Raw genomic sequence first — 2,821 nt, forward strand, 5'->3', positions numbered from 1 at the left:
AAACCAGAGGCTTCCGGTCTGTCTTTCCACAAAAACCGTGAGAAAAACTCCCATGGATGCATGCATAAAGGCTCGTGCTGTTAAAATGCCGGACAGGGGAATCAGTACATGTTTAATTTCATGAAATGGTGCTTTTAAAGACCCGTTTCTTTTAATGGATGCCTTTTGTTCCTCTTTTTCAAGGGTAAAATAGAGCAGCACGGATGTTAATATAGCAAATCCCATAACAAGGTAAAAATGCTCCTCCCCTAAAAACGATACAGCAGCGACTGCAAACACGGGCCCCACAGTTCTGGCAGATTCCCCGCCTGTCATAAAAATGCTCATGCCACGGCCCTTTCTATCCCCGGAATACTTTGCAACCAGAACAGGTGTCGGGACATGATATACTGCCACGCTGATACCTGCCAAAAAAAGAAGAACCAGCAATACATAGTAGGATGATGCACTTAAAATAAGGCTCATAAATATGGCCGTGAATGTTGGTGCAAGGATGACCAGCCATCGCGCAAGGCCTTTGTTGTCTGCAAACAGCCCAATAAAAGGGTTGAGCAGTGCGGGAATCTGCATCACAGTAGATAAAAGCCCTGCCTGGGTTAAGGTCAGTGAGAGCTTCTCTATAATTAAAGGCAGTAAAGGCGCCAGAAAGCTTGTATACACATCATGGATAAAATGGGAAAAAGCGACAAGCGCTACTCTGCCTGTCTGGAATTTTTGAGTTTTCATTCCGGCATAATTATCAAATTTATTTGAAAAAGTAAAAATATTTCTGCCAGGCAACACAAGCAATCACAAGTAAAATTTAAATTTCTGAACAGAATCTGAAAAATTTATCCATACCATATAAAGTATTCTGATAAATATTAAAAAGTCCGGACTGGTGGATGGAGCGCTCGGTAATTTGTCGAATTTGCTTCCTGACAGATACCATTAGTACTCTTCATGAAGAATTGAAATTCTCAAAAATAGATTTATTGCGCAAGCATACAATTTATTCTTGACTTTATAAGTTTTTTTGACTATTAGATCATTCATGGGTAGAAAATCAATCGACAATATACGCAAGCCACAGATATTGGAACATTTCAGGCAGGTTATAAACGAAGAAGGTGTCCATAAGGCTTCGGTGGTTAAAATTGCCAAAAAAATGGGAGTATCTCCCAATTTGGTGCTACATTATTTTGATTCAAAAGAAGCCATGATAATGGAACTTTTTGATGTTATTATGGATCAATATATTGAGCACCTTAGTGAAGTAATCAGTGACATTCCAAAAGGACCGCAAAGGCTAAAGATTTTAATTAAAACCATGTTCGGACTGGGGAAAAATCGACAATTGCTGAGTGAGAAATCCTATTATGCCTTCTATTATTTGAGTTTATTCGATGATCAGATAAAATTACGGTTCAATCAAAAGTACAGACAATTGACCGATATGGTGGTCGCAGAAGTTGAATCCAGTGGCCATTTTAAAGGGACGAGCCAGGTAGATTTGGCAGAACAGACAGAGTTTCTTCTTTCCCTGTTTGAAGGATTTACTTTTAAATCCAACATTAGAATTAATAACGATCATTTTGAAGAATTTGGGAATTATTTTTTTAAAAAGGCCTGTGATCTTTTCAAATTAGACCTTGATGAATAGATAGACCAATAACAATATGTGAGTGTTTATCATAATTATAAATTGCTTGCTTTAGCAAACAAAAAATACAGACCCCCATGAAAATGGGACATTTTATGAACAGACAAAAATTAAACATACAAAGAAGAATATCATGGACATCGAAATCAAAGAACACTTTATGGAAGCCTGGACAAAGTACTTTCCGGATTGTGAACTACCCATTGCCAGTTTTTACACCAACGAATTAAATAACGTTGAATTTCCAAACGCTCCCAAGCCTAATTCTAAAGGGTTTACATGTATTTTTAGCCAGATAGCTCCGGTAAGGAAGGGACGTGCCCGTGCCTTTAATATGGAGAACTTAGGCTGTTTTGGGAGTTTTCTACCCTTTGGCTTTACCACTGAAATCACCGAAGACGTAAGGAATTACGTCTGCAATGTGGAACGTGTTAAAAAAAGCTATGAGCATTTTAATAGCATGTATGAACATCGTCCGCCTAAACAGGCTACAGGAAAATATCTTGTGTTTAAGCGTTGGGATACGCTTGAAGAGCAGGATAATCCGCAGGTGGTTTTTTTCTTCGGCAATCAGGACGTTATAACTGGTCTTCATGGGTTAGCAAATTTTGATTCGATGACACCATACGATGTGATTGCACCGTTTGGCACTGGTTGTGATTCAATTATTGGCTACCCAATGCATGAGCTTGCATCTGATCAGCCAAAGGCAGTTCTGGGTCCCTTAGATCCTTCAGTAAGGATCAATTTTAAGCCGGACATTTCTACTTTTTCTGCTCCCTGGTCCAAATTTTTGAGCATGTTGAACAATATGAATGAAAGCTTCCTGGCAACAGATAGTTGGGCGAATATTAAATCACGATTTTCAAAGATCAAATAGTTAAATTTTTGAAATAAATTTATGGACACGATAAAAAAAATATTTTTGGTTCTCTTTTTAGGTATTTTATTTTCATCATTAATTATTTTTTCGGGTGCCCCCTCCTTATGTGCAGAAAGTAAAGATTCTGTCTGGATTATAGGAAAAACATTTAATTTCGATTATGGAAAAGGGTCGTGGTGGAGATTATAAGCATAGAAGCTCTCTTTTTTAAAAACAATGGTATTTCTTTTTATATCAATGGAATAGGTTTGATTAGCGTCTTTTTGCTGCCCCTAAACTGTCAACTATTTATGGCG

At 37.8% G+C, this 2,821-nt stretch carries 3 protein-coding genes; 2 read left to right on the top strand and 1 reads right to left on the bottom strand.

From position 1 onward, the window contains the following. Positions 1 to 726, bottom strand: a 726-nt coding sequence (locus K8S13_RS08900; protein WP_291462038.1) for an MFS transporter, incomplete at its 3' end; no start/stop codon positions are given. A 307-nt stretch (positions 727 to 1,033) separates the two neighbouring features. Between K8S13_RS08900 and K8S13_RS08905 the strand changes: the two genes are divergently transcribed. Both K8S13_RS08905 and K8S13_RS08910 read left to right on the top strand, forming a co-directional pair. After that, a complete protein-coding gene (locus K8S13_RS08905; protein WP_291462040.1) occupies positions 1,034 to 1,642 on the top strand; it encodes a TetR/AcrR family transcriptional regulator in 609 nt (202 codons plus the stop codon). Between the two features lie 133 nt (positions 1,643 to 1,775). Beyond that, positions 1,776 to 2,522 (top strand): DUF169 domain-containing protein, encoded by a 747-nt coding sequence (locus tag K8S13_RS08910; RefSeq protein WP_291462041.1) that lies wholly within the window; start codon positions 1,776 to 1,778, stop codon positions 2,520 to 2,522. Positions 2,523 to 2,821 lie beyond the last annotated feature (299 nt).

The sequence above is a fragment of the Desulfobacula sp. genome (assembly GCF_021107415.1).

Bases quoted from the DNA above. Each gene is read 5' to 3' on its own strand.
- K8S13_RS08905 (WP_291462040.1), top strand. From the start codon at position 1,034: ATGGGTAGAAAATCAATCGACAATATACGCAAGCCACAGATATTGGAA.
- K8S13_RS08910 (WP_291462041.1), top strand. From the start codon at position 1,776: ATGGACATCGAAATCAAAGAACACTTTATGGAAGCCTGGACAAAGTAC.